Source organism: Sinorhizobium glycinis (assembly GCF_001651865.1).
Taxonomy (GTDB): domain Bacteria; phylum Pseudomonadota; class Alphaproteobacteria; order Rhizobiales; family Rhizobiaceae; genus Sinorhizobium; species Sinorhizobium glycinis.
Genome location: NZ_LPUX01000068.1, coordinates 107,357 through 133,523, shown reverse-complemented (window position 1 = coordinate 133,523; position 26,167 = coordinate 107,357). Strand labels below are relative to the sequence as shown.

27 protein-coding genes are annotated in these 26,167 nt (G+C 61.8%); 5 read left to right on the top strand and 22 right to left on the bottom strand.

Annotated features, from left to right (window positions below; all coding sequences use genetic code 11):
• Window positions 1–240 precede the first annotated feature (240 nt).
• The gene (gltA, locus tag AU381_RS27090) at window positions 241–1,530 is read left to right on the top strand and encodes a citrate synthase (protein WP_064244684.1); all 1,290 of its coding nucleotides are present in this window, start codon (window positions 241–243) and stop codon (window positions 1,528–1,530) included.
• Window positions 1,531–1,557: 27 nt separating this feature from the next.
• Here gltA and lpxB read toward each other — a convergent pair whose 3' ends face one another.
• From lpxB to AU381_RS27020, 14 genes are all read right to left on the bottom strand, one after another.
• A complete protein-coding gene (gene lpxB / locus AU381_RS27085) occupies window positions 1,558–2,739 on the bottom strand; it encodes a lipid-A-disaccharide synthase (protein ID WP_064244683.1) in 1,182 nt (393 codons plus the stop codon).
• Entirely contained in the window at window positions 2,736–3,617 is an 882-nt protein-coding gene (locus AU381_RS27080) for an LpxI family protein (protein ID WP_064244682.1), read from the bottom strand. Before AU381_RS27080 ends, lpxB begins: the two co-directional genes overlap by 4 nt.
• Before the next feature lie 5 nt (window positions 3,618–3,622).
• Window positions 3,623–4,435 (bottom strand): acyl-ACP--UDP-N-acetylglucosamine O-acyltransferase, encoded by an 813-nt coding sequence (gene lpxA, locus AU381_RS27075; RefSeq protein ID WP_064244681.1) that lies wholly within the window; start codon window positions 4,433–4,435, stop codon window positions 3,623–3,625.
• 2 nt (window positions 4,436–4,437) lie between these two features.
• Window positions 4,438–4,902 carry a 3-hydroxyacyl-ACP dehydratase FabZ gene (gene fabZ / locus AU381_RS27070; RefSeq protein WP_012707899.1) on the bottom strand — a complete coding sequence of 155 codons (465 nt, stop codon included), beginning with the start codon at window positions 4,900–4,902 and terminating at the stop codon, window positions 4,438–4,440.
• On the bottom strand, window positions 4,895–5,959 hold the full coding sequence (gene lpxD / locus AU381_RS27065) for a UDP-3-O-(3-hydroxymyristoyl)glucosamine N-acyltransferase (RefSeq protein ID WP_064244680.1): 1,065 nt from the start codon (window positions 5,957–5,959) through the stop codon (window positions 4,895–4,897). Before lpxD ends, fabZ begins: the two co-directional genes overlap by 8 nt.
• A 43-nt stretch (window positions 5,960–6,002) precedes the next feature.
• Window positions 6,003–8,336 (bottom strand): outer membrane protein assembly factor BamA, encoded by a 2,334-nt coding sequence (gene bamA, locus AU381_RS27060; protein WP_064244679.1) that lies wholly within the window; start codon window positions 8,334–8,336, stop codon window positions 6,003–6,005.
• Between the two features lie 250 nt (window positions 8,337–8,586).
• The gene (gene rseP, locus AU381_RS27055) at window positions 8,587–9,711 is read right to left on the bottom strand and encodes an RIP metalloprotease RseP (RefSeq protein WP_064244678.1); all 1,125 of its coding nucleotides are present in this window, start codon (window positions 9,709–9,711) and stop codon (window positions 8,587–8,589) included.
• Window positions 9,712–9,848: 137 nt separating this feature from the next.
• Window positions 9,849–10,682: a phosphatidate cytidylyltransferase gene (locus tag AU381_RS27050; RefSeq protein WP_064244677.1), complete on the bottom strand. Its 834-nt coding sequence runs from the start codon at window positions 10,680–10,682 to the stop codon at window positions 9,849–9,851.
• The gene (locus AU381_RS27045; RefSeq protein WP_064244676.1) at window positions 10,682–11,425 is read right to left on the bottom strand and encodes an isoprenyl transferase; all 744 of its coding nucleotides are present in this window, start codon (window positions 11,423–11,425) and stop codon (window positions 10,682–10,684) included. The genes AU381_RS27050 and AU381_RS27045 overlap by 1 nt, the downstream gene beginning before the upstream one ends.
• Window positions 11,426–11,460: 35 nt before the next feature.
• Complete coding sequence (gene frr, locus AU381_RS27040; protein WP_064244675.1) at window positions 11,461–12,021, bottom strand: ribosome recycling factor; 561 nt, start codon at window positions 12,019–12,021, stop codon at window positions 11,461–11,463.
• Between the two features lie 54 nt (window positions 12,022–12,075).
• Window positions 12,076–12,798, bottom strand: a complete 723-nt coding sequence (gene pyrH / locus AU381_RS27035; RefSeq protein ID WP_037423036.1) for a UMP kinase — start codon at window positions 12,796–12,798, stop codon at window positions 12,076–12,078.
• Between the two features lie 191 nt (window positions 12,799–12,989).
• Window positions 12,990–13,913: a translation elongation factor Ts gene (gene tsf / locus AU381_RS27030; protein WP_064244674.1), complete on the bottom strand. Its 924-nt coding sequence runs from the start codon at window positions 13,911–13,913 to the stop codon at window positions 12,990–12,992.
• 244 nt (window positions 13,914–14,157) lie between these two features.
• Entirely contained in the window at window positions 14,158–14,925 is a 768-nt protein-coding gene (rpsB, locus tag AU381_RS27025; protein ID WP_064244673.1) for a 30S ribosomal protein S2, read from the bottom strand.
• A 229-nt stretch (window positions 14,926–15,154) separates the two neighbouring features.
• A complete protein-coding gene (locus tag AU381_RS27020; RefSeq protein WP_064244672.1) occupies window positions 15,155–15,976 on the bottom strand; it encodes a cell envelope integrity EipB family protein in 822 nt (273 codons plus the stop codon).
• A 137-nt stretch (window positions 15,977–16,113) separates the two neighbouring features.
• On the opposite strand from AU381_RS27020, the gene AU381_RS27015 reads away from it, so the two are divergent.
• The 4 genes from AU381_RS27015 to AU381_RS27000 are packed head-to-tail and all read left to right on the top strand — an operon-like array spanning window position 16,114 to window position 18,976.
• Complete coding sequence (locus AU381_RS27015; protein WP_064244671.1) at window positions 16,114–16,581, top strand: RidA family protein; 468 nt, start codon at window positions 16,114–16,116, stop codon at window positions 16,579–16,581.
• 13 nt (window positions 16,582–16,594) lie between these two features.
• Window positions 16,595–17,320, top strand: coding sequence for a glycerophosphodiester phosphodiesterase (locus AU381_RS27010; protein WP_064244670.1), 726 nt, complete (start codon window positions 16,595–16,597; stop codon window positions 17,318–17,320).
• A 4-nt stretch (window positions 17,321–17,324) separates the two neighbouring features.
• Window positions 17,325–18,512: a GNAT family N-acetyltransferase gene (locus AU381_RS27005; protein ID WP_064244669.1), complete on the top strand. Its 1,188-nt coding sequence runs from the start codon at window positions 17,325–17,327 to the stop codon at window positions 18,510–18,512.
• A gap of 44 nt (window positions 18,513–18,556) precedes the next feature.
• Complete coding sequence (locus tag AU381_RS27000) at window positions 18,557–18,976, top strand: HIT family protein (protein WP_064244668.1); 420 nt, start codon at window positions 18,557–18,559, stop codon at window positions 18,974–18,976.
• A 65-nt stretch (window positions 18,977–19,041) separates the two neighbouring features.
• Here the strand turns inward: AU381_RS27000 and AU381_RS26995 are convergent, their stop codons facing one another.
• From AU381_RS26995 to AU381_RS26960, 8 genes are all read right to left on the bottom strand, one after another.
• Window positions 19,042–19,386 carry an AzlD domain-containing protein gene (locus AU381_RS26995; RefSeq protein WP_162273471.1) on the bottom strand — a complete coding sequence of 115 codons (345 nt, stop codon included), beginning with the start codon at window positions 19,384–19,386 and terminating at the stop codon, window positions 19,042–19,044.
• Window positions 19,383–20,120 (bottom strand): AzlC family ABC transporter permease, encoded by a 738-nt coding sequence (locus AU381_RS26990; RefSeq protein ID WP_064244667.1) that lies wholly within the window; start codon window positions 20,118–20,120, stop codon window positions 19,383–19,385. The genes AU381_RS26995 and AU381_RS26990 overlap by 4 nt, the downstream gene beginning before the upstream one ends.
• Window positions 20,121–20,205: 85 nt before the next feature.
• Window positions 20,206–22,698: an ATP-dependent Clp protease ATP-binding subunit ClpA gene (clpA, locus tag AU381_RS26985; protein WP_064244666.1), complete on the bottom strand. Its 2,493-nt coding sequence runs from the start codon at window positions 22,696–22,698 to the stop codon at window positions 20,206–20,208.
• A gap of 9 nt (window positions 22,699–22,707) precedes the next feature.
• Window positions 22,708–23,061, bottom strand: a complete 354-nt coding sequence (gene clpS, locus AU381_RS26980) for an ATP-dependent Clp protease adapter ClpS (RefSeq protein ID WP_064244665.1) — start codon at window positions 23,059–23,061, stop codon at window positions 22,708–22,710.
• A 316-nt stretch (window positions 23,062–23,377) separates the two neighbouring features.
• Window positions 23,378–23,731, bottom strand: coding sequence for a phasin family protein (locus AU381_RS26975; RefSeq protein ID WP_064244664.1), 354 nt, complete (start codon window positions 23,729–23,731; stop codon window positions 23,378–23,380).
• 242 nt (window positions 23,732–23,973) lie between these two features.
• Window positions 23,974–24,177, bottom strand: a complete 204-nt coding sequence (locus AU381_RS26970; protein ID WP_014764223.1) for a DUF3126 family protein — start codon at window positions 24,175–24,177, stop codon at window positions 23,974–23,976.
• Between the two features lie 165 nt (window positions 24,178–24,342).
• Window positions 24,343–25,170, bottom strand: coding sequence for a serine O-acetyltransferase (gene cysE / locus AU381_RS26965; protein WP_064244663.1), 828 nt, complete (start codon window positions 25,168–25,170; stop codon window positions 24,343–24,345).
• 124 nt (window positions 25,171–25,294) lie between these two features.
• Window positions 25,295–26,080: an alpha/beta fold hydrolase gene (locus AU381_RS26960; RefSeq protein WP_064244662.1), complete on the bottom strand. Its 786-nt coding sequence runs from the start codon at window positions 26,078–26,080 to the stop codon at window positions 25,295–25,297.
• Window positions 26,081–26,167: the final 87 nt, after the last annotated feature.

The following is a 26,167-nucleotide window of genomic DNA, read 5'->3' as shown; positions in this document are numbered from 1 at the left end:
TTGCCGAAAAAATAGGCAGAACGGCGCAGGCAGCGCCGAGCCATCAGATTAGCGATCATTGATCTTTGCGGATATATTGCCATAGCATGCGGTTGTTGCGCCGCCATATGCAGATTTTCGCATTGCACAATTTGCCTTTCGTACAGCTTGGCAGTCGAAAGTAAATCATATAGCAAAATCGCAACGCTTAATTTGGTGGCATAGGACGACGTGCCACAGCGCCAATAGACGGAGGGTCCAATGTCAGGAACAAGCGCGACAGTCTCAATCGATGGAAAAACAGCGGACCTGCCAGTGCGATCCGGCTCCATCGGCCCGGACGTTGTCGACATCGGCTCGCTTTACAAGCAGACCAAGATGTTCACCTACGATCCAGGATTCACGTCGACGGCATCGTGCGAATCCAAGATTACCTATATCGACGGCGACGAGGGCGTGCTGCTGCATCGCGGCTACCCGATCGAGCAGCTTGCCGATCACGGCGACTTCCTTGAAGTCTGCTATCTGCTTCTTTACGGCGAGCTGCCCACGAAGGCGCAGAAGGACGACTTCGACTATCGCGTGACGCATCACACCATGATCCACGAACAGATGTCGCGCTTCTTCACCGGTTTCCGCCGCGACGCCCATCCGATGGCCGTCATGTGCGGCTGCGTCGGCGCCCTGTCGGCGTTTTATCACGACTCGACCGACATCACCGATCCGCATCAGCGCATGGTCGCTTCGCTGCGCATGATCGCCAAGATGCCGACGATTGCGGCCATGGCTTACAAGTACCACATCGGCCAGCCCTTCGTTTATCCGAAGAACGACCTCGACTATGCCTCGAACTTCCTGCGCATGTGCTTTGCCGTGCCCTGTGAGGAATATGTCGTGAACCCGGTCCTGTCGCGCGCGATGGATCGCATCTTCATCCTGCACGCCGACCACGAACAGAACGCTTCCACCTCGACGGTCCGCCTCGCCGGCTCGTCGGGCGCCAATCCTTTCGCTTGCATCGCCGCCGGTATCGCCTGCCTGTGGGGTCCGGCGCACGGCGGTGCCAACGAAGCGGCGCTCAACATGCTCGCCGAGATCGGCAGCGTCGACCGCATTCCCGAATATATCGCCAAGGCGAAGGACAAGAACGATCCGTTCCGCCTGATGGGCTTCGGTCACCGCGTCTACAAGAACTATGATCCGCGCGCGAAGATCATGCAGAAGACGACGCACGAGGTCTTGGCCGAACTCGGCCACAAGGACGATCCGCTCCTTGAGGTGGCGATGGAACTCGAACGCATCGCTCTGACCGACGAATATTTCATCGAGAAGAAGCTCTACCCCAACATCGACTTCTATTCCGGTATCACGCTGAAGGCGCTGGGCTTCCCCACCACGATGTTCACCGTTCTCTTCGCGCTGGCCCGCACGGTCGGCTGGATTGCCCAGTGGAACGAGATGATCGAGGATCCGGAACAGCGCATCGGACGGCCGCGCCAGCTTTATGTCGGCGCACCGCTTCGCGACTACGTGCCGCTTTCCAAGCGCTGATCGCGGCAGCCCCATCGAAAAGCCCGGTCAGGAATGGCCGGGCTTTTTGTTTTGGAGATAGCTAAGGACGATTTCTGCCGCCTTCTCGCCCGGCGGGCTGTCGGTCGCCATGCGCTGTTGCACGATCGCGAAGCCATCGAGCATGGCGGCGCGCTGCGGCGTGTCGCGCGAGAGCCTCTCGAACCAGCGGGTGAGCGTCCCCGGCCGAATGGCCTTGTTGAAATATTCGGGAACGACCGGAAAATCGGCAATAAGGTTCGGCAGTGCCGCCGTCCAGATGCGGATCTTGTCATGAAGAAGCGAAACGAGCCAGTCCGCACGATAGGTCGAGACAACCGGAACGCCTGCCAAAGCCAATTCGAGAATGACCGTGCCCGACGCCGCGAGTGCCGCGTCCGCCTCGGCGAAGGCCCGCCATTTCATTTCCGCACCAGCCGATATCTCGGGCTGGATCTTCCAGGACGCCGTCAATTCGCGCACGCGCCGTTCCTGACGCGGTACGGTCGGCAGCAGGAAACGCGCGCCCGGATTGCGCGCCGCGATTTCCAAAACGGCTTCCTCGAAGACCGGCAGCAGCCGGCTGATCTCGCTGGCGCGCGACCCCGGGAGCAGCAGACAGGTCTTGGTCCCGTCGCCCTGCCCCATCTGCCTCTGACGCCGGGCTTCCCGAACCGCGAGCAGTTCGCCTTCCGACGCCAGCCGGTGGCCGACATAGGTCGTCGGCGGACCGCCGAGCTTCGCCATCACCTCCGGCTCGAAGGGCAGCACGGCAAGCACATGATCCACATAGCCGAGCATGCGGGGCGCCCGCTCCGGCTTCCAGGCCCAGACGCTCGGACAGACATAGTCGATGATCGGCATGTCCGGCAGGGCGGCTCGCACCTGACGCGCGACGCGATGGGTGAAATCGGGGCTGTCGATGATGACGAGAGCATCCGGGCGCGCCGCAACAATGGCGCGGGCCGTCTGCCGGATGCGCATCAGCAGCTTCGGCAGTTGCGCCAGGACCTGCGAGAAGCCCATGATCGACAGCTCTGAATGATCGAACAGGGAGACGAGGCCCTCGGCCTCCAGCGCATCGCCACCGACGCCGACGAGTTCGATCGCGCCATCGATCCGCCCCCGAAGTGCGCGCACCAGATCGGCGCCGAGCAGGTCTCCGGAAACCTCCCCGGCGATGATCGCCAGCCGGTACGCCCGCTCTGTCATCGCGGCCGCTCCCGAGCATTGCGCTCGATCCCTAGAACGAAAAGTCCACATCGGTTCGCCGTCTCGATAACTGACGAACGTTCGAGGACGAGTGCGCGTCCGGCCTCGACCGCTATGCCGGCGAGCCCCGCCGCCTCGGCGGCCGCTACGGTCGAGGGCCCGATCGACGGCAGGTCCGCGCGCTCGTCCTGTTGCGGTTTGCAGAGCTTGACGAGAACCCCGCGGCGGCGGCTCGACACGCGACCGTCCGCTTTCAGTTCGGCAACCCGCGCCAGCATCGCGTCCGTTCCCTCGGCGCCCTCCAGCGCCACCACCCTGCCTCCGACGGCGATGGCCCCCTGCCCGACGTCAAGCGCCCCCAGCGCGTTGGCGGCAGCCATGGCCGCATCGATGTCACGCCGGTCCTCGTCCGTGGGCGAATGTTCTCCAATAGGACCCGCGTCGGCAAGCAGGCCGGGAACGACCTCATGCGCGCCGATCACCCGGGCGCCACTTGCTTCGATAAGATCCATGGCCATGCGCAAAACGGCATCGTCGCCGCCGGAAACCAGCGTCCTGAGCACGCTCGGTACTTTTGCAAGCGTTTTCAGTGTCGGACGAATGTCACGCCAATCCGGCCGGCGACGGACCGCGCCGGAAAGCACGACCCGGTCGATCCCCTCCGCCGCGAAGGTCTTGCTGATCGCCGCGAAATCGCCAATGGCCAGGGTGGCGTGGTCGAAACCGACCCAGTCCGCATCTGCCTCGCGCGAAAGCGCAATGATGAACGGGTCTTCGCCCTGCTGGCGGGCAGCCTCTGCGACATGGTGAGGAAGCGAGCCGGCGCCGGCGATTATGGCAAGCCTGCCCTTGGTGTGCGGCAGGCGACGGACGGCCATCGCCGTCAAGCCTTGCCGCCGCGATTGGGCGAGGATAGCGCTCGGTCGCTGTCTGCGGCGATGAAGTCCAGAATCTCAAGTGCCGGAGGGCAGTCGAGATATTCGTCGCGGATCGCAGCCGCGTTGGCGCGAATCGATTCCGGTCCCTCGAAGATCTGCTTGTAGCAGCGCCGCACCGCGTGGATGACCGGACGCTCGAAGCCGGCACGCGTCATGCCGACGACATTGAGACCGCTCAGCACGCCCGGATTGCCATTCAGCATGCCATAGGGGATGACGTCGTAACTTACCGCCGACAGCCCACCGATGAAGGCCTGCTTGCCGACGCGGGTGAACTGATGAACGGCCGAGCCCCCGCCGAGAATGGCGCGGTCCTCGACGGTCACATGGCCGGCAAGCATCACGTTGTTCGACAGGATGATGTTGTTTCCAAGCCGGCAATCATGCGCCACATGCGAATAGGCAAGAAACAGGTTGTTGTTGCCGACGACGGTCGTTCCGCCATGTTCGACGGTGCCGGTGTTCATCGTTACGCCTTCGCGGATCGTGCAGTTCTCACCGATCACCAGAGTCGTATCGACGGCGCTGTGATGCACGCTCTGGGAATCCCCGCCGATCACCGCACCGGGGAAGATCTTCGTCCCCTTTCCGATCGTCGTGCGCCCGATCACGACCACATGGCTGAGAAGTTCAACGCCATCGCCCAGAACGACATTCGGCCCGATATAGCAAAACGGGCCGACTTTGACGTTCTCACCGATCACCGCGCCGTCTTCGACAACGGACGCCGGATGGATCTTGGCACTTGATACAGTCATGTTCAGGCGTCTTCCTTGCTGACAATCATCGCGCCGATATCAGCTTCCGCGACAAGTTGCCCGTCAACTTTTGCATCACAGTGAAATTTCCAGATATTGCCGCGCTGCTTCTGCTTCGTGACATGGAACTCGACCCGATCGCCGGGCACCACGGGCTTGCGGAAGCGCGCGTTGTCGATCGTCATGAAGTAGACCAGATTGCTGCCGATGCCGGTCTTGCGGGCGCAGATGGCGCCCGCCGTCTGGGCCATGCCTTCGATCAGCAGCACGCCCGGCATGATCGGCTTTTCCGGGAAATGGCCGGTGAAATGCGGCTCGTTTGCCGTCACGTTCTTGATACCGATGGCCGAATTGTCGTCATCGATCTCGATGATGCGGTCGACGAGCAGGAACGGATAGCGATGTGGAAGAAGTCTCAGGATCTCCTGAAGGTCCGCCGTGCCGAGAACTGTCGCAGCGTCATTCATCCTTGCCACCCTTTTTCTTATGCCTTTCGCTTGACCGCATGGCGATTTCCGCGATTTCGCGGAGGAAGTCCCGCATCGGCCGCGCCGGAATTCCGCCGTATCGCTCGCCCGCAGGCACATCGCTCGCCACGCCGCTCATCGCGGCGATCTGCGCTCCGTCTCCAATCGTGATATGTCCATTGACGCCGGCATTGCCGCCGATCATCACGCCATCGCCAATGCGCGCGCTGCCGGCGATGCCGACCTGGCTGACGATTCCGCAGTAGCGGCCGATGCGGACGTTGTGACCGATCTGGACAAGATTGTCGATCTTCGTGCCCTCACCGATCACCGTATCGTCCATCGTGCCGCGATCGACCGTCGTATTGGCACCGATCTCCACATGGTCCTGGATGATCACGCGGCCGACCTGAACAATCTTGATCATTCCACCCTTGGGACCAGGTGCATAGCCGAAGCCGTCCTGACCGATGCGCGCGCCGGGATGAATGATGACATTGTTGCCGACCAGCGCACACAGGACGCTGGCGCCAGCCGAAATCGTGCAATCCCTGCCGATCCGGACATGCGGCCCGATGACCGCACCAGCCGCAATCCGCGTGCCACTGCCGATCTCCGCACCGGCTCCGACGACCGCCGTCGTCTCTACATCGACCCCAGGCTCGAGGCGGGCCGTCGGGTCGACAAAGGCTCCGGGCGCAATGCCCCGCCCGCTGGTGTTGTACGACGGGCGCAGCGCCTCTCCGTGCAACAACGCGCCGGCGAGCGCGAATGCGGTATGCGGCTTCTGGGTCAGGAGAACGGGAATATGGCTCGGAACGATCGCCGCAATCGCCTTGTCGCAGATGATCGCGGATGCCTGGCAACTCTCCAACTCATCGCGGCTCTTGCGCGACAGCATGTAGCAGACGTCGCCGGGCTTGGCGCGATAGACCGGTGCCACCCCATGGATGGGATGATCGGCCACGCTCGCATCGGAAAGTTCCGCCCCAATCCGATCCGCGAGGTCACCCAGGCGAATCCCCTGATGGGGCGGAAAAAACCAGTTCTGTTCCATGGACACTCCAGAACGATTTCTTGGCAGTTCTGGACTGCACTTATCAGAACGACGAGTTGATACCAAACTTGAAGTTCTGGATCTCGTCGAAGTCTTCCTTTGCAACCGGCACTGCGTAGTCAACGCGAAGCGGGCCGAACGGCGAAGCCCAGATCAGGCTGACGCCGACGGAGGCGCGCAAGGAGGCATCCGTACCCTCAGCAAATTCGCCCGCGCCGGTGAGCGCCACGTCGTTGCCATAGAGCGTGCCGGCATCGACGAAGAAGGCGCCGCGGAAGCCGCTGTCACGCGGGATACCCGGCAGCGGGAACGACGCTTCGGCGGAAGCCGTGAAGTAGGTCGTGCCGCCCAACGCATCGCCATTGTTGACGCGCGGACCGATACCGTTGCGCTCGAAGCCGCGGATGTCGTTGCTGCCCAGTTGGAACTGGTCGAAGACTTCCATCGAGCCCGAGGTCTTGAACAGGTGCCCGGCGCTACCGGCGAGCGAGGCGATGATGTCCGCTTCGTCGTTCACCGTGTAATACCACTTGGCCTTACCCGTCAGCTTGTAGAAATCGGACGTGCCACCGAGGCCGGCGAATTCCTGCGTCACCGATGCGAGGATACCCTCATGCGGCAGTTGCGCGTCATCCAACGTGTTATAGGTGACCGACTGCGATACCGACGAACGCGTCCAGGGGCTGTCCTCGACGACGCGGTCATAGGGCGACGACAGCTCATCCTGGTCACCGAAGTATTCGAGCTCCGTGTAATTATAACGCAGCGTCGTCGACAGGTTCTCGGTGATCGGCGCGGTGACGCGCAGGCTGAAGCCCTGGTCGTTGTAGCTGTAGTTGTCGTCGTCGAAGTCATGCTCGTTCTTGAAGAGGTCGAAACCTGCAGCCAGGCGGTACCCCAGGAAGTACGGCTCGGTGAACGAGACATTGTAGGTCTGGCTGTCTTCGCCCTTGCCGGCGGCCAGACGGATATATTGGCCGCGGCCGAGGAAGTTCTTTTCCTCGATAGAGGCTTCGACGAGGAAGCCGCCGCCGCTGCCGGCCGCATAGCCGGCGCCGATGCCGAACGAGCCCGTCGACTGGTCCTGAACGTCGACCACGACGATGACGCGGTCAGCAGCGCTGCCCGGCGCGGTCGTGATGTTGACCGACGAGAAATAGCCCAGGGCTTCGAGCCGGCGCTTGGCCCGCGCGATCATTTCCTGGTTGAAGGCATCGCCTTCACCGACATCGAATTCGCGGCGAATGACATAGTCGCGCGTGCGGGTGTTGCCGCGAATTTCGATACGCTCGACATAGGCACGCTCGCCCTGGTCGACCAGATAATCGACGGCGATCGTGTGGTTGGCGAGGTCACGGTTGCCGCGCGGCGTCACCCGGGCGAAGGGATAGCCCTCAGAGGCGACGCGTTTCGAGATCGCGCTCATCGTGTCCTGGATGTCCTTGGCCTTGTAGACCGAACCTTCACGGCTCTGAACGAGACCCTTCAGTTCCTCGGCATTGATGCCTTCAACGGTCGATTCGATGTTGATCGCGCCGAAGTCGTAGCGCGGCCCCTCCTCGACGGTGATGGTCACCGTGTACTCGTTGGTCGCCTCGTTGAGCGTCGCTTCAGACGAGATGATGTTGAAGTCCGCGTAACCGCGGTTGTAGTAGAATTGCCGCAGCAGTTCTTCGTCGGCGCGCAGCTTGTCGGGATTGTAGACGTCCTTGCGCGTCAGAAACGAGAAGATCCCGGATTCCTTTGTCGCAATCACCGACTGCAGACGACCGTCGCTGTAGGCCTCGTTGCCCACGAAATTGATCTGCGTGATCTTGGTGCGCTCGCCCTCATTGATGACGAAAGCAAGGTTGACGCGGCCCTCGGCGATCGGAACGACCTGCGTCGTCACGGTGACGTCGCTGCGGCCGATTGCGGCATAGGCGTCCTTGATGGCCTGGATATCGGTCTCGACCGTGGCTTCGCTGTAGGGACCGAGCGGCTGGGTGCGGACGACGCCCTGGAGCTTGTCGTCCTTGATCTTGCGGTTGCCGTTGAACACGACCTGGTTGACGAGCTGGTTCTCGCTGACGCTCACGACGAGCGTGCCGCCGGATACGCTGATGCTGACGTCGGAGAAATAGCCGGTCGCGTAAAGGCGCTTCACCGACGCGTCGATGTCCGCATTGCTGAAGCTCTTGCCGGGGACGATCGTGATGTTCGCGCGAACTGTTTCCGGGCTGACACGCGTGGCACCACGGACTTCAACACGATTGATGACCGCGGCTTGTGCGACCGACGTGCTCGCAACCAGCGCCGCACCGGTTCCCGTCGCAACCATGCTTGCCGACAGCGCAACCGCCGACACCGCGTTCAAAAACCTTGAACCAGCTTTCATTGCAATTCTTACCTTTTTCCAACGTCCCGCGGCAATTTCGTACCGACTCCGGTCACGGTTGCCGTTTTACCCGCTTTTCCCATACAAGCAAGCCAGCTCGTTAATTTCTGTTTACTTCAATTCGAACCGTGGCTTAACAGCCACTACGGCGTTGCGTTATCGTAAACAAATCGTTGCAAAGCAAGCTTGTGAAACTCGCTCGTTCACAGCTTTCCTGAAAGTTCAGATCCCCTCGTTCGGGCCGGCAGTGCTAACCGAACAGCCAGTTGATGTCGTTCCAGGCGGCAAAGACCGTGAGCATCAGCACCATGGCGAAACCGATCCGGAACGCGAGTTCCTGGGCGGCCGGGCCGACCGGTCTGCCGCGCAGCGCCTCGACCGCATAGAACATGAGATGGCCGCCATCAAGAACCGGAACCGGCATGAGGTTAAGCAATCCTATCGAAACCGAGAGGACGGCGGCGAAGTTGAGCACTTCGGCGATGCCGAGCTTTGCCATCTGTCCGGACATCTGCGCGATCCGGATCGGCCCGCCCACCTGATCGGCATTCATCCGGCCGACGACGAGATTCGACAAATAGTCGAAAGTACCGGTGACGATCCGCCAGCTCTGCAATGCGCCCTGCCCGACCGCTTCGAGGGGGCCATAGGTCTCGACGCGGAAGTTGCCCGCCTCTTGATTCGTGCCGATGCCGATCTTTCCTTCCTCGACCTTGTTGCCGAGCGGGTCGACGGATTCGGTACGCTGCGGCACCATGTCGAGGTCGACGGTGGCGCCTGCGCGCTCTATGCGGACCGTGATCGGGAGTTCCGGACGAACACTGACGTAGCGGCGAACGTCGTCGAAGGTGGCGATCCGCTTGCCATCGATCGATATCAATCTGTCCCCCGGCAGGACGCCGGCCTTTTCTGCCGCACTGCCGGGCGCGACGAAGGCCACCACCGGATCGGCCACGGCGCGGCCGTAGATCGAAAAGAGCACTGCAAAGATGGCGATCGCCAGGAGGAAGTTGGCGATCGGACCGGCCGCGACAGTTGCCGCCCGTTTCCACAACTTGGCGCCGAGGAAGGTGCGGGCGCGCTCTTCCGGTCTTACCGATTCCAGCCGCCGGTAGTCGGGCGTGCTTGCCGCATCCTCGTCGCCGAAGAATTTCACATAGCCGCCAAGCGGGATCGCGCAGAACTTCCATCTCGTCCCGTGCCGATCCGTCCAGCCGAAGAGTTCGGGGCCGAAGCCGACGGAGAAGGCAACGATGCGAATGCCGGACCAGCGGCCCACGAGGTAGTGCCCCATCTCATGGACGAAGACCAGCAAGGTCAGGAGGAACAGGAAGGTGGGAATGGTGTATTGCAGGTTATCTAGCAGAAGGCTCATATCGATTCCTATCGCATCCGCGTTGTCGCCGCCGTCAGACTTCGGATTGCCGCGCGATCTTACCCTTATTTCTACTGGTATTTAAGGAACTATGCAGCCCCCCGGATGCGATGACGGAAGTGTGAGGCGATTCCGGGTTAGAGGTCCAACAGGACGGAGGCGAAGTTATCGTTCCCTCCGCCGCCGAGCAGGAGCTGAACCAGGACCAGAAGCAGCGCCGCGACACTGGCGAAGATCAATCCGTCAACCCGATCCATGACGCCGCCGTGTCCCGGGATCAGTCGGCTCGAATCCTTCACTCCGAAGCGGCGCTTCACGAAGGATTCGAACAGGTCACCGACCTGGCTCGCAATAGAGAGCAGCAGCGCCACGATCGGGATACGGGCATCGTCAAGCGAGAAATGCGCCATGAAGACGGCAACGCCCGCGAGAACGCCGCAGACCGCGCCACCAATCGCCCCCGACCAGGTCTTTCCGGGCGAAATCGCCGGGGCCAGTTTCGGACCTCCGACCGCCCGCCCGACGAAATAGGCGAAGATATCCGTCCCCCAGACGACGGCGAACACGAAAAGCATCGCAATGAGGCCCAGGTAATCCGCACCGCGGATGGCTGCCAGCGATATGCTCGTCAGTCCGGCATAGGCGACGCCGGCCGGCAGCCACCAACTCGTCTTCTTGATCAGCACCCAGAGACCGGAGAGGACCAGGCCGCCCCCGAGCGCCGGCAGGCTGTAGGGCATGTAGTCCATGAGCACCAAGGCGGCGATGACGACCTGCGAAAGCCACCCTACGGCATTGCCCTGGAAATCCCGCTCGGCGAGATTCGTGATCGTCGACCATTCGTAGTAGACGAGCAGGCCGATCGCGACAGAGAGAATCTGAAAGGCGAAGCCGCCGGCCCAGGTGGCACCGAGGGTTATCGCGGCGAGCACAATGGCCGATGCGATGCGGAGTTTGAGCTCTCGCTGCATCAGGACCCGACCGCCAGAGTCGGTTGCCGCAAGCCGCCGAATCGGCGCTCGCGGGAGGCATATTTCTCGAGCGCGGCGATGAATGTGTCGCGCGTGAAATCCGGCCAAAGTTCGGGAACGAACAGCAATTCGGAATAGGCCCCCTGCCAAAGCAGAAAGTTGGAAAGACGCTCCTCGCCGCTCGTTCGAAGAATGAGATCCGGGTCGGGAATGCCTGCCGTGTCGAGCGCCGCCGCCACACGCTCGACGGTGATGTCGTCAGGCCGAAGGCGACCGGCGGCCACCTCTTCTCCGAGGCGCCGCATCGCTCTTACCAATTCGTCACGTGCGCCGTAGTTGAACGCGATCACCAATGTGATCCCGGTGTTGGCGATCGTCGTCTCCTCGGCCTCGATCAGGAGCGGCAGGATATCGCCGCTCAAATTGGCGCGGTCGCCGATGACGCGGATACGGACGTTCTCGCGATGAAGGTCCGCGAGATCTCGCCTGATGAAGGCCTTGAGCAAGCCCATGAGGTCGCTGACCTCGTCTTCCGGCCTGCTCCAGTTCTCCGAGGAAAACGCGAAGAGCGTCAGGTAGCGGATTCCGAGTTCGGCAGCCGTCTTGACCGCGCCGCGCACCGCCTCGACGCCCTTGCGGTGTCCCATCGTACGGGGCAGTCCACGCGCATTCGCCCAACGACCGTTGCCGTCCATGATGATGGCGACGTGAGCCGGCACGTTTGTGGGAGCGAAATCTTGCATGGGCCGTCCGAAACTAGAGACTCGATTTTCCGCGGTCAGACCTGCATGATTTCCTTTTCCTTCTCCGCGAGCAAGCGGTCGATTTCGGAAATCACCTCGTCGGTCATCTTTTGCACCCGCTCGGACTGAGCACGGCTCTCGTCCTGGCCGATGTCACCATCCTTTTCGGCTTTTTTCAGGCCATCCATCCCGTCGCGGCGGACATGGCGCACGGCGACTTTGCTCTTCTCGGCATAGTCGTGGGCGACCTTGACCAGGGATTTGCGACGTTCCTCGTTCAGCTCCGGCAGCGGAATGCGCAAGTTCTGCCCGTCGATGATCGGGTTGAGACCAAGGTTGGACTCCCGTATCGCCCGATCCACGGCACCGACCATGGACTTGTCCCAGACGGAAACCGAGAGCATCCGCGGCTCCGGAACCGTGATGTTCGCGACCTGGTTCAGCGGCATGCGCGAACCGTAGGCTTCGACGGTCACCGGATCGAGAACGTTTGCAGATGCGCGACCGGTCCGCAGCGATGCGATGTCGTGCTTGAATGCAGCAATCGCCCCGTCCATGCGGCGCTTCAATTCCTTCAGTTCCACACCTTCACTCATGGCTCAGACTCCCATTTCTTCATCTCGACGGCCGTTGAGGCCCTCTGCAGATTATCAATTATCCGACACGATGGTGGCACGACCGCCACCGGTCAATATGTCCGCGAAGCCGCCTTTCTCGTGGATCGAGAATACGACGATCGGAATGGCGTTTTCCCGCGCCAGCGCCACCGCGGCAACATCCATGACGGCAAGGCCCTTCTCGAGGACTTCGCTGTGGGTCAGGCGATCGAAGCGCGTCGCGGACGGGTCCTTCTTCGGATCGGCGGAATAGATGCCGTCGACCTGCGTTCCCTTGAAGATCGCCTCGGCTCCCATTTCCGCCGCGCGGAGCGCCGCCGCGGAGTCCGTCGTGAAGAAGGGATTGCCGGTCCCGCCGGCGAAGATCACGACGCGGCCGAGCGAGAGGTGATAGAGCGTGGCGCGCTGCGAGAAGCTCTCGCAGATCTCCGGCATGGCGATCGCCGAAAGCACGACCGTATCGATATCCAGCTTGCGGAGCGACGTCGCAAGTGCAAGCGCATTGATGACGGTCGCCAGCATGCCCATGTGATCGCCGGTAACCCGGTCGCCACCCTTCGAGGCGACGGCGACGCCGCGGAAAATGTTGCCGCCGCCGACGACGACACCGACTTCGACGCCCATGGCTCGCGCCTCGGCGATGTCAGAAGCGATCCGATCGGCCACGGCGACATCGATGCCGAAGCCCTGGCTTCCCATCAAGGCTTCACCGGAGGCTTTGAGAAGAACGCGCTTGTAGATTGGCTTGGCCGACATCATCACTCCTGAGCAGATCGGCGCGCATGCGCGAGAGACGCGCACAGCGGCGTGAGGACAAATCGTCTTGCGTGGTATCGACCGCGCCGGCACTGCCCCGGCGGGTCCGCCGCAATAACGCATGCCGGATACACGAAGGGCACCGCGTTGTCACGCGATGCCCCCAGCTTTTCCCAATCGGGAAGAAGAAATCAACCCTTTGCGGCTGCTGCAACTTCCGCCGCGAAATCGGATTCTTCCTTCTGAACGCCTTCGCCGAGCAGCAGGCGTGCGATACCGGCAACCTCGATCGGTGCCCCTACGGTCTTCTCGGCATCCTTGAGCGCCGCCTCGACCGTCTGGTCGGGGTTCATGACGAAAGCCTGCGACAGAAGCGCGACTTCTTCGAAGAACTTGCGCATGCGACCATCGACCATCTTCTCGATGATGTTGTCCGGCTTGCCCGAAGCGCGCGACTGTTCGATGAAGACGTTGCGCTCGCGCTCGGCGACAGCCGGGTCGATCTCGCTCGGACGGACGGCGAGCGGGTTGGTCGCAGCAACGTGCATTGCAACCTGACGGCCGATTGCGTTCAGCGCTTCCTTGTCGCCCGTCGACTTCAGGGCAACCAGCACGCCGAGCTTGCCGATGCCGTCGCCGGCAGCGTTGTGGATATAGGTCGCAACGACGCCATCCTCGACCTTGAGCAAGGCAGCGCGGCGCAGCGTCATGTTTTCGCCGATCGTCGCGATAGCGTCCTTGATCGACTCCTCGACAGTCTTGCCGGTCGCCGGATAAGTGGCCTGAGCAACGGCCTCGACAGTGCCGTCCGTACCAAGCGCGACGTTGGCGACGCCGCGGACGAGATCCTGGAAAGCATCGTTGCGGGCGACGAAGTCGGTCTCGGAGTTGATTTCGACGACGACGGCCGTGTTGCCGGCGCTAGCGATGCCGACGAGGCCCTCGGCAGCCGTGCGGCCGGACTTCTTGTCGGCCTTGGCGATGCCCTTGGCGCGCAGCCAGTCGATGGCGGCTTCCATGTCGCCGTTGGTCTCGGCCAGGGCCTTCTTGCAATCCATCATGCCTGCGCCGGTCTTTTCGCGCAGATCCTTCACCATTGCGGCAGTAACAGTCATCTTCTTGCCTCTTTGTCTGTTTCGCTGGCGCGCCAACCGCGAGTGGCGCCGTGCCAGAAGGTTTGGCAGAGGGAATGGCCCTTCAGTGTGACATCGTTATGACGTCGTCCGGTGCTTGCGCGGGCCAAGGGTCGGCGGGCCGACCATTCCTTGCGGAAAAGAACAAGGCCGTTCAGATTTTCATCACAAACGGCCTCGTCCAGCTATTTCCTGGGTGCGACAGCTCAAGCTGCCGCGCGCCCGATCAGGCTTCGGACGATTCGTCGAGAGCCGGTTCGACCGGTGCCTCTTCGGCTGCGCCGAGGTCACGGCCGGCCGCGCCCTGCTGGCGGGCGATACCGTCGATGGCGGCACGGGCGACAAGATCGCAATAAAGCGCGATGGCGCGCGATGCGTCGTCGTTGCCCGGAACCGGATAGTCGATCAGGTCCGGATCGCAGTTGGAGTCGATAACGGCAACAACCGGAATGCCAAGGCGCTTGGCTTCGTCGATCGCGATCGATTCCTTGTTGGTGTCGATGATGAACATCAGGTCCGGCGTACCGCCCATGTCACGGATACCGCCCAGGGCGCGGTTCAGCTTCTCGCGCTCGCGCTCGAGGTTCAGGCGCTCCTTCTTGGTGAAGCCGGAGGCTTCGGACGCCAGGATTTCGTCGAGCTTGCGCAGGCGCTGGATCGAGTTCGAGATCGTCTTCCAGTTGGTCATCATGCCGCCGAGCCAGCGGGCATTGACGTAGTACTGGGCGGAGCGCTTGGCAGCGTCGGCGATGATCTCGGACGCCTGGCGCTTGGTGCCGACGAAGAGAACGCGGCCGCCATTTGCAACGGTGTCGCTGACGACCTGCAGGGCGCGCGACAGCATCGGGACGGTCTGAGCGAGGTCGATGATGTGAACATTGTTACGATCGCCGAAGATGTACGGCTTCATCTTCGGGTTCCAGCGGTGCGTCTGGTGACCGAAGTGCACGCCTGCTTCGAGAAGCTGGCGCATGGTAAAGTCAGGCAATGCCATGCCTTTTTCTCCTTTTCCGGTTGAACCTCCGCAAGGCGTCGAGCGCATCTTGACGCGCCCACCGGCGGAACGATCCGGATTTCTCCCGGAAAATCCCATGCCTCACGTGTGGAATGGGCAGCCCCTTAGCTGCAACTGCCCGATAAATCAAGTCAGGCAGCCGGTTTTTTACCTCTATCTAAAGCGTATTGGCTGCCGCTCGACTTTCGCAGAACGCCTTCAGGCGACGCTACTTGCACTCTTCCTCGTTGAAGACTTCGAGATCGGCAAGCTTGCCGGAGAGCACGAAGTCGCCATAGTCCATCGTCAGGTCGCGAGTGACGCCATTCTCGTAAAGCTTAAAGGACATGCGGTAGATGGGCAGCGCATCGCCGCTCGCCTCGTCGTTGAAATAGGATATCGTCACCGGCCAATAGCTTTCACCGGCGAGCCTGCCCGCCTTGCCGGCGTCCGCATCGTCGGGGGTGGGCTTGCGCGGCTTGCCGACGAAGGTCGAGGTGATCAGCGTCTTGTCACCCGAATCGGACCCGTCGAAGATTCGGGATTCGAAAAGGGTCTCGCCGCGCTTGGCCCGCTCGATCACCTCCAGCATATGCTCGGTCGGGAACCGGCTTTGGGCCAGAGCCACCTCGCGCTTATCGGGGGCGGTCAGTTCGACCTTGACGCCGGATTTGTCGCCATGGGCGCTTCCGCGTACTTCCTTGTCCAGCTTCTCATCGGTGAAGGAGCGGGTGAGAAAGCGGAAGCTCCCGTTCTTCATGTCCTCGTAGGTGGTGGTCTGCTGGTCGGTCAGCCGAACCTCCTCGCCGGTGTCGACCTGGGTGACGAAGCGGAAGCTCACCGTATACCCTTCGCAGGCCGACCCGTTGAACTCATAGACCATGCGTCCATACATGCCGGTAATGCCCGATCGGTCGGAGGCATTCTTCAATTCAAGATCGTAGACGGCGCGGTGCGGCGCCAATGCGCTCGCATATGCAGCGCCAGCGACGGTCAGAGCGGCGAGGCAGACGCTCCCCAGGGCGAGAAGACCAAAGCCTTTACGAAACATCCGTTTCCTCCTGTTGGACTCGCCGGCAATGGGATAAACAAACATTCGGCAGAAGCGAGGCAGATACGGTCCGTGCCTGTCACGATCCTGTTTCCGCATGCAGGATTCTATCACAAAAGACAACAAGGGAGCCCTCCATGTCCGCAGAGATCGAAACGCGTCTCAACGAGCTTGGCATCGTCATTCCGCAGGCGGTCGCGCCGGTCGCCAACTACGTGCCTTACGTCATCACCGGCTCGACGCTCTACATCTCCGGCCAGCTGCCAATGGAAGGCGGCAAGGTCGCGGTTACGGGCCATGTCGGCAAGGATGTCGACGTCGCGGCCGCGCAGCGCGCTGCCGAGCTCTGCGCGATCAACATTCTGGCTCAGGCCAAAGCCGCGCTTGGCGGCGATCTCGGCCGCATTCGCCGCCTCGTGAAGATCAACGGCTTCGTCGCCTCGGTCCCGGAGTTCACCGAGCAGCACCTCGTCATCAACGGCGCGTCGAACCTCCTTGCCAATGTGCTCGGCGAAGCCGGCAAGCATGCGCGCGCCGCCGTCGGCATGGCCTCACTGCCCTTCAATGCTGCCGTCGAAATCGACGCAATCCTCGAAATCGCGTGATCAGGGTCTCTCCATGAAGGATACTTCCTGGCTCAAAACCCAGCCGATCGCCCATCGCGGTTACCACGACATGAACCGGGAGGTCTGGGAAAACACGCTTTCGGCCTTCTCCCGCGCCGCAGAAGCGGGCTTTGCGATCGAATGCGACCTGCAGTTTACCGCCGATAGCGTTCCGGTCGTGTTCCACGACCACGATCTGCAGCGCCTCTGCGGGATCAGGGGAGACGTTCGGGCAAAAACCGCCGGCGAACTCGGCCTGTTGTCGATCGGCGGCACAAAGGACAAGGTGCCGACGCTTACGCAGTTGCTTCGCCTCGTCGACGGACGCGTGCCGCTCGTCCTCGAACTCAAGGGCCGCAGGGATGACGACGAAGGATTTGCGGCGGCCGTGCTCGACACGCTCGAGGACTACAAGGGGCCGGTGGCGCTGATGAGCTTCGACCATTGGCTGCTCAAGGATCTGAAGGCGCTCGACGCCGCCCATCCGCTCGGCCTTACCGCCGACGGCTCCAATCCCGAAACCTTCTTCGTGCACGAGGAGGCCATGCAGCTCGGGCTCGACTTCATCTCCTATTTCTACGGCGATCTGCCGAACCCGTTCATCACCAAGGAGCGCGCCCTTGGCCGCACCGTCATCACCTGGACGGTGCGCGACCGCCGGGCGCAGGAACACACATTCGCCCATGCCGATCAGATGACGTTCGAGGGTTTCGATCCGAGGGAGACCATGATTTCCTAGGCGCATGTCAGACGCGATCAACATCCGCATAGAGCATTCGTTCTCTTCGATCCCGCCGGCGAGCTGGAACAGGCTCATCGGCGCCTCGAAGGCTTATCCGGGTGCGCCCTATAATCCGTTCCTGTCGCACGCCTATCTTTCGGCGCTCGAGGAGTCGGGTTCGGCGACAGCGGACACGGGCTGGCTCGGCCAGCACCTGCTCATGGAGGATGCCGACGGATTCCTGCGCGGCGCCCTCGTCTGCTACATGAAGAACCACAGCCAGGGCGAATATGTCTTCGACCACGGATGGGCGAACGCCTTCGAGCGCGCCGGCGGGCGCTATTATCCGAAGCTGCAAAGCTCCGTGCCGTTCACGCCCGTGACCGGACCGCGCCTTCTCAGCGCCGCGGGCGGTGATCCGCGGCCAGTGCAGGAAGCGCTCGCCGCCGGCCTCAAGGAGCTCTCTCGCCGTCATGGCGTCTCGTCCGCCCATGTCACTTTCGTGCCCGCCGAGGAAATGCCGATCTTCGAACGATCCGGATTTCTGCACCGGACCGACCAGCAGTTCCACTTCATCAATGAAGGCTACGGCTCGCACGACCACTTCCTCGCCACGCTCGCATCGCGAAAACGCAAGGCGCTGAAACGGGAGCGTCGGGAGGCCGTCGAGAACGGGATCACCATCGACTGGCTGACCGGCAGCGATCTCACAGAGGCCATTTGGGACCAGTTCTTCGCCTTTTACATGGACACCGGCGGGCGCAAATGGGGCCGGCCGTATCTGAGCCGCGCCTTCTATTCGCTGATCGGCGAGCGGATGGCGGAAGACATTCTGCTGGTCATGGCAAAGCGCGGCGGCCGATATATCGCCGGCGCGATCAATTTCATCGGCGGCGATGCGCTCTACGGTCGACATTGGGGCTGCATCGAGGATCACCCGTTCCTGCATTTCGAGGTCTGCTATCACCAGGCGATCGACTTCGCTATTGCGAAGGGCCTGCGGCGCGTCGAAGCGGGCGCGCAAGGCGAGCACAAGCTGGCGCGCGGCTATATGCCGGTCACGACCCATTCGGCCCACTTCATCACCCATCCGGGCCTGGCAAGGGCGGTCGCCGACTACCTGGAGCAGGAGCGCCGCGACGTGGAAGAGACCGGCGAGTTCCTCGCGGAGCACGGTCCTTTCCGCAAGGGTGAGCGCCAACGAAATTGACCAACAGCGGGGCTTCCCGCAACGAACCCACAAGAGGAAGCGACATGAGCGGCTATGACACCAACAATATCTTCGCCAAGATTCTGCGCGGCGAAATTCCCTCGCATCGGGTCTACGAGGACGAGGCGACGGTGGCGTTCATGGACGTCATGCCGCAGGCGGAAGGACATGTGCTCGTCCTGCCGAAGGCGCCATCGCGCAACATCCTCGACGCGGACGCTGCCACCCTGCCGGCGCTGGTCGCCACGGTCCAGAAGATCGCGATTGCGGCCAAGGAGGCTTTCGACGCGGACGGCGTGACGATCATGCAGTTCAACGAGCCGCCGGCCGGCCAATCCGTCTTCCACCTGCATTTCCACGTGATCCCGCGCCGGGAAGGCGTTCCGCTGAAGCCGCATTCCGGAAAGATGGAGGATGGCGACGTACTGGCAGCGAATGCGGAGAAGATCCGGCGGGCGCTTTGAGCGCTGATTCAAAATGCTACAGTGACCTTCTGCGCGTCTGGTAAGACGCGCGGCGCTGTAGCCCGTCAAAATCCCAGCCACCACAACCCGATGGCGAGCACGGCGATCGAAGTCGCAATGCCTACCACCGGCTTCTGCCGAGCGAGAAAGAAGGCGATGGTGCCGAACACGACGGCGCCCGCCCGCAGCCACAGCGGTGATTGCGCCAGGACACCGGTTGGATAGAGGATGAGCTTCGCGATCACCGCAGCGACCAGGGCGGTCGCGACCGCCCTCACCCAGTTCAAAGCCTCCGAATCATCGCGGAGCCGCTTGCCGGCAAGCACGCCGAGCCAGCGCCAGAGGTCGGTGGCGATCCAGCCGGCAATCGCGATGAAGGCATAGGCCCACCATCCGTCGGTCCAGGTCACGGGCGTGCCTCCCGGCGCGAACGCCAGAGGCGCTCCGCGCCCCAGGCAAGCGTCCCGCCTACGACGCCGGCCAAGAGGATGTCGAACTCCGGTGCGATCCAATAGAACAGCGGGCCCGCAACGAGGCCGATCGCAAGCGCCACGTAGATGACCGGATGGCGGGCGGAATGCCAGATAGAGGCGAGGAAATAGATCGGCGTCAGGAAGAAGAGGCAGCCTGCCACCAGAGGCGGAAACTCGGCGACAAGGTGATAGACCACGCCGACCAGCACCATGTTCGCGGCGACCAGGGTGATGCCGAAACCGGCGAAGAAGGTGACGCGATGGTCGCGCGGTACCTTTGGCACACGCTCCATCGCGAAGACCCAGGCGGTGATGGCCACGAAATGCGACAGGACGAGCAGCAGCCAGGTCGGCGTTCTCGAGTTGCGCAATTCCGGCACGAGCGCCGCGACCATCGGCATCAGGCGGACCGATGAGAGGGTAACAGCCAGGAACGCTGCCGCAAGGCTCGCGCCGCTCATGATCGAGCTGACGAGAATGACCTTCGCCGGCAAGGCCCAGACGATGCCGGTCATGAAGACGACCTGCTCCGGCGGGATGCCTGCCTGAGCGGTCAGCGAGCAGAAACCGACGAAGGAGAGCATGAGAATGACGGCCGGAAGGCTGAAAATCCCCCGTGCTCCGGTCAGAAACCAGGCAAGCCTCGACCGTTCATCTTCGACATCATCCATGAAAATCACGCGGAATGGGATCGCCCTTCGGCAAGACGGTGCCGGGTGAACCACCCGGCACCGTCAGGCGAAAGTCGCGATAGCGCTATTTCTTGCGCGGGACCTTGGGAACCGTTCTCCCCTTCAACGGAACCGCAGCCGATGCGGGCTTGGCGGCCTTCTTCGGCTTCGATTTCGGACTGGCCGCGGCGGCGACGGTTACCTTCTCTTCCGATTTCTTCGGCTTGGCGTTCTTGCCGCCGGGCCGCGACACTTCCGCCTTCGGCTTGATCGGCGTCGTCTCCGGCACGGCATCGAGGATCAGCCCCTTGGTGCCGTCCTCCTTCGTGCCGATCGTCACCTTGACGACGCCGCCCTTCTTGAGCTTCCCGAAGAGGATTTCGTCGGCGAGCGGCTTCTTGATGTTTTCCTGGATAACGCGCGCCAGCGGCCGTGCGCCCATCTTTTCGTCGTAGCCCTTGTCCGCAAGCCAGGCGATCGCCTCCGGCGCGAGGTCGAAGGTGACGTTGCGTTCGGCCAATTGCGTCTCGAGCTGCATGACGAACTTTTGCACGACCTGATGGATGACGGGCGTGGGCAGCGAGTTGAACGGAATGACCGCATCCAGGCGGTTGCGGAACTCCGGCGTGAACAGGCGGTTCAGCGCCTCGATGTCCTCGCCCTCGCGCTTCGACGAACCGAAGCCGATCGCCGGCCGAGCCATGTCGGAGGCGCCCGCATTGGTCGTCATGATCAGGATGACGTTGCGGAAGTCGATCTTCTTGCCGTTATGGTCGGTCAGCGAACCGTGATCCATCACCTGCAGAAGGATGTTGAAGAGATCCGGATGCGCCTTCTCGATCTCGTCGAGCAGCAGTACGCAGTGCGGATGCTGGTCGACACCATCCGTCAGGAGACCGCCCTGGTCGAAGCCGACATAGCCGGGCGGTGCGCCGAGCAGACGGGAAACCGTGTGCCGCTCCATATATTCCGACATGTCGAAGCGCAGCAGTTCGACGCCGAGCGACGTCGCCAGCTGTTTCGCCACTTCCGTCTTGCCGACGCCGGTCGGGCCGGAGAACACGTAGCAGCCGATCGGCTTGTTTGGCTCCCTGAGGCCGGCGCGGGCGAGCTTGATGGACGAGGCGAGCGCCTCGATCGCCAGATCCTGGCCATAGACGACCGAACGAAGTTCCTGCTCGAGATTGGCGAGAACGGCTTCGTCGTCCTTGGAGACCGACTTCGGCGGAATGCGGGCCATGGTAGCCACGGTCGCCTCGATCTCCCGTTCGGTGATCAGCTTGCGGCGCTTGCTGACAGGCAGCAGCATCTGTGCCGCACCGGATTCGTCGATGACGTCGATGGCCTTGTCCGGCAGCTTGCGGTCATTGATGTAGCGGGCCGAAAGCTCGACGGCCGCCCTGATCGCCTCGTTCGAATATTTGAGGTGGTGATACTCCTCGAAATAAGGCTTCAGACCCCGCATGATCTCGATTGCGTCGGCAACCGTCGGCTCGTTGACGTCGATCTTTTGAAAGCGGCGGACAAGTGCCCGGTCCTTCTCGAAGAACTGACGATATTCCTTGTAGGTGGTCGAACCGATGCAGCGGATCGAGCCTGAGGAGAGCGCCGGCTTCAGGAGGTTGGATGCATCCATCGCACCACCCGATGTCGCGCCCGCGCCGATCACCGTATGGATCTCGTCGATGAAGAGGACGGCACCGGAAAACTCCTCTAGCTCCTTGACGACCTGCTTCAGACGCTCTTCGAAGTCGCCGCGGTACCGCGTGCCGGCGAGCAGCGTTCCCATGTCGAGCGCAAAGATCGTAGCGTCCTGAAGCGCCTCCGGCACCTGCTTCTCGACGATGCGTTTGGCAAGGCCCTCGGCGATCGCCGTCTTGCCGACGCCGGGGTCACCGACATAGAGCGGGTTGTTCTTGGATCTGCGGCAAAGGACCTGGATGGTCCGGTTCACCTCGGCGTGCCGGCCGATCAGCGGATCGATCTTTCCGGATTTGGCCTTTTCGTTCAGGTTGACACAGTAAGCCGTCAGCGCATCCTGCTGCTTCTTCGGACCCGCCTCCTCGCTCTCGCGCGGTGACTTCTGTTCCGACTCCTGGTCCTCTGCGCCACGCACCGGCCGCGATTCCGAACTGCCAGGGCGCTTGCCGATGCCGTGCGAGATGAAGTTCACCGCATCGTAGCGCGTCATTTCCTGTTCCTGCAGGAAATAGGCCGCATGGCTCTCGCGCTCGGCGAAAATCGCGACGAGCACATTTGCTCCCGTCACCTCTTCGCGGCCGGAGGATTGCACATGGATGACCGCACGCTGGATCACGCGCTGGAAGCCTGCGGTGGGTTTGGAGTCTTCATCATAGCCGGTGATCAGATTGGACAATTCGTTGTCGACATAATCCGTCACCGTCTTGCGGAGTGTTTCTAGATTTACATTGCATGCGCCCATCACGGCCGCCGCATCGGCATCATCGATCAATGCCAGCAGCAGGTGCTCGAGCGTCGCATATTCATGATGGCGCTCGTTGGCAAAAGTCAGTGCCTGATGCAGCGCCTTTTCGAGGCTGGGCGAAAAAGTTGGCACGTTAGTTCCTCATTTCTTTTCCATGACGCATTGCAGCGGATGCTGATGCTGCCTGGCGAAATCCATTACCTGCGTCACTTTGGTTTCGGCGACTTCGTAGGTAAAGACGCCGCATTCTCCAACGCCGTGGTTGTGGACATGAAGCATGATGACCGTCGCCTGTTCCCGGTCCTTCTGAAAGAAACGTTCCAGGATGTGGACGACGAATTCCATCGGCGTGTAGTCGTCATTCAAAAGCAGAACGCGGTACAAACTCGGCTTCTTGGTCTTCGGCTTGGTGCGTGTGATAACGGACGTGCCACGACTGGGGCCGCCTCCGTCTCCTTCGCTTCCCTGCTGCATCCGGACCGGCATGGCGATCATTCTGTTTCATTCCCTTGACAGGCGCAATCCATGAAGGTGGCTGCAGCCCGCTTGCCTTTATCTAATGGTTCGTTCTTGGATTTTAAGACCGAACCAACGCACTGCAATCATATTCGCACGGCCAAACACAAGATTGATCAAATTTCTTCGGCTGCTACGCTCGACATTGGGGCTATCCCCAAACTGTCGAAGCGGCTCGAGAGGCCGGATCGCGCGGAGCCTCCAAGCGGCTCCAGGGAAAACGCCCCAAAGAACAAGAAGGCCGGTCGCGGCAACCCGCGACCGGCCTTCTTGCGATGGGCAATGGCCTCTATCTTCAGGCGGCGGCAGCGGACTTCACGGCTGCAGTTGCCTTGGCGACCGGCGCCTCATAGGGCTTGTAGGCGTCCTTGGCGAGATCGGCATACATTTCACCGATCTTCGATGCTTCGGCGACAAAAGCTTCATAGCTCGACTTCAGATAGTTCGTCTGGAGTTCGAAGGCTGCCTCGAGGCTCTTGGCGCTGGACAGCTTTTCAATATGGGCGATGCCGTCTTCGAAGGACTTCTTCGAGTAGTCTGCCGCTTCGGTTGCAATGGCCTGGAAGCCCTTGGTCACCGCGGAGTAGCTCTTCACAGCCACGTCCAGTGCTTCCTTGCTCTTCTTGTTTGCATCGTCGAAGTTAAACATCAAGTTTCTCCTTGTGGGCGGTGGGCGAGCGTGAGTCTAGGTGCGCTGCACAAAAAGTCAAGTTCAGTGTGCAATGCAGTAAACCACAATTCTTGCAACGACTTGATGAAGCTCCGAGGGCTCGCGAGACGTTTTCTAATAAATATGACTTAATAAGAAAAAGCCGGCCCAATTGCCCAGGCCGGCACTACAGTAGTGGATGACTGCGCGCTCAGCTGTCGACCTCCACGCGTCATTCCAACTCAGAGATCCACGTCGAGGATCGCCATCGAGAAATTATAGGAAAGCTCGCCGTCTTCATCGTCGCGAAAAATGACGCCAAGGAATTCATCGCCGAGATACACCTCGGCGGATTCGTCCTTCCGCGGACGGGCCTTGACGACCATAGCGGGGTTCAAGGTGCGCTTGAAATAGGCCTCAAGCTTGCGGATTTCTTCGGGCTTCAAATCTATTCTCCGTAGCCGGTTGATTTGCGGCGCTTCTCGCATGCGGCGTTGCCAGGTGTAAACCCACTACGACGCCAGCACTCGGGAGGATGTTCGCGCATAGCGGTAACGCATTGGATCATCGCTGAGATTTTTCCGGCTCAACAGCGAAGCGGCTCCTCCGCGTCAGATATCGAAGCTCGCCAGGATCTGGTCCATCTGCCGCGAGGGCTCGGAGCACCCGGCCTCGCCAACGACCTTGGCGGGAACGCCGGCTACGGTCGTCTTCGGCGGAACCGCCTTCAGCACGACCGATCCGGCCGCCACCCGCGAGCAATGGCCGATATGGATATTGCCGAGGATCTTCGCTCCGGCGCCGATCAGCACGCCGTCGCCGATCTTCGGGTGTCGGTCGCTGCCCTCCTTGCCCGTGCCGCCAAGCGTTACGCCGTGCAGGATCGATACATTGTCGCCGATAACCGCCGTTTCGCCAACGACAAGACCCGTCGCATGGTCGAGGAAAATCCCGCGCCCGACGCGCGCGGCCGGGTTGATGTCGGTCTGGAAGACGCTCGAGGAACGACTCTGGAGATAAAGCGCGAAATCCTTCCGCCCGCGGCTCCACAGCCAATGGGCAAGCCGGTGCGTCTGGATGGCGTGGAAGCCCTTGAAATAAAGCACGGGCTCGAGGAACCGCGTGCAGGCGGGGTCGCGGTCGTAGACGGCCTGGATGTCGACGCGCAGGATCGTGCTCCATTCCGGCCAATCCTCGAGCATCTCCAGGAAAGTCTGGTGGAGCAGATTCGCCTGAAGGTCGGGGTGGTCGAGCCGCTCGCAGATCCGGTAGATCACGCTCTCTTCCAGTGAATGCTGGTTGACCACAGTCGAATACAGGAAAGCAGCAAGCATCGGATCGCGCTCGGCGGCGAGGCGCGCCTCTTCACGCAGGCTGTCCCAGATGGGATCGATCGCCTTCAGCGGTTCCGTGGGGCGAAGTTCGGTCTTGGCGACCATGGTCGCGCTCCTTCCTGTCAACGTGGCCTGGTCAATCTGTAGCCTGCGCTGCCACATATATAGGGCATATCCAGATCGACATAAATGGGCTCGCAGAGTTTCGATCGGCTTCGCTTCGAGCCGGCTATGCTCGACCGACCTCGCCGAGAAACTCCAGGACCGCCTTCTTGAAAACGCGGTCACCGACCGCCAGCATATGGTCACGGCCCGGAATGTCCAGGGCCATCGCATGCGGCATCAGGGCGGCAAGCTCCTGTGCCGAACCCGCTACGTCATCCTTCGTGCCGACGCCGATCAGGACCGGCACATCGATGCGCGCGACATCCTCCGCCGAAAGCAGATCGCGCGAGGTCGATATGCAGGCCGCTAGCGCCTGGCGGTCGCTCTTCGTCTGGTCGGCAAAGGCGCGGAACATGCGGCCGCGTTCATGCGTCACATCTTCGAGCGATGGCGCAAGCAGCGCGTCGGCGATCGGGTCCCAGTCCCCCACCCCGGTCACCATGCCTATTCCCAGGCCACCGAACACCAGCGAGCGGACGCGATGCGGGTGATGCAATGCCAGAAATGCGGAGACGCGCGCTCCCATCGAATAGCCCATGACATGCGCCTCGCCGACCCCAAGATGGACGAGGAGCGCGGCCGCGTCGCCGGCCATCTGGTGCGGGTGGTACAACGACGGATCATAAGGCTTGCTGCTCGCCCCGTGACCGCGGTTGTCGAGCGCGACAACCCGATAGCCGGCGTCGCCGAGCGTCTTCAGCCAGCCGGGGTAGACCCAGTTGACGTTGGCGCTTGAAGCGAACCCGTGAATGAGCAGGACAGTATCTCCCGACGGGTCGCCCGCATCGAAGAATGCGATTTCCAGGCCGTCATGCGTGAAGCGCGAATATGGCGGAGGGTTCAAATCCATTACTTTTCCAGACTTCGATCTGCTTTCGCGGCAAACTAGGGGGTAACGGAATGGTCGAAAACCCCCGCCGGCTCAAAAACCACAAGC